Genomic DNA, 267 nt, shown 5'->3' on the forward strand with positions numbered 1-267 from the left:
GGACAACCAGGAAGTCGATCGACTCCGCAATGTCCTCACGAAGGGGGCTGGTCATGCCCGGAAGAAGCGTGACGGGGCGCAGATTGATGTACTGCTGGAACGCGCGACGGATGGGAATGAGCAGACCCCAGAGCGACACGTCGTCCGGAACCTCCGGAGAACCGACGGCACCGAGGAAGATCTGGTCGAAGTCGCGCAGCAGATTGAGGCCGTCCGCCGGCATCATGCACCCGTGCTCTGCGTAGTACGCGCACGACCAGTCGAACT

1 protein-coding gene is annotated in these 267 nt (G+C 62.5%); it reads right to left on the bottom strand.

Features of this window, described 5'->3' with window-relative positions; all coding sequences use genetic code 11:
• Window positions 1-226 (bottom strand): isocitrate/isopropylmalate family dehydrogenase (locus tag SB754_RS20675; RefSeq protein WP_410784233.1); only part of this gene is annotated, 226 nt, incomplete at its 3' end.
• Between the last annotated feature and the right edge of the window lie 41 nt (window positions 227-267).

The organism is Leifsonia sp. SIMBA_070, from assembly GCF_046534635.1.
GTDB lineage: Bacteria > Actinomycetota > Actinomycetes > Actinomycetales > Microbacteriaceae > Leifsonia.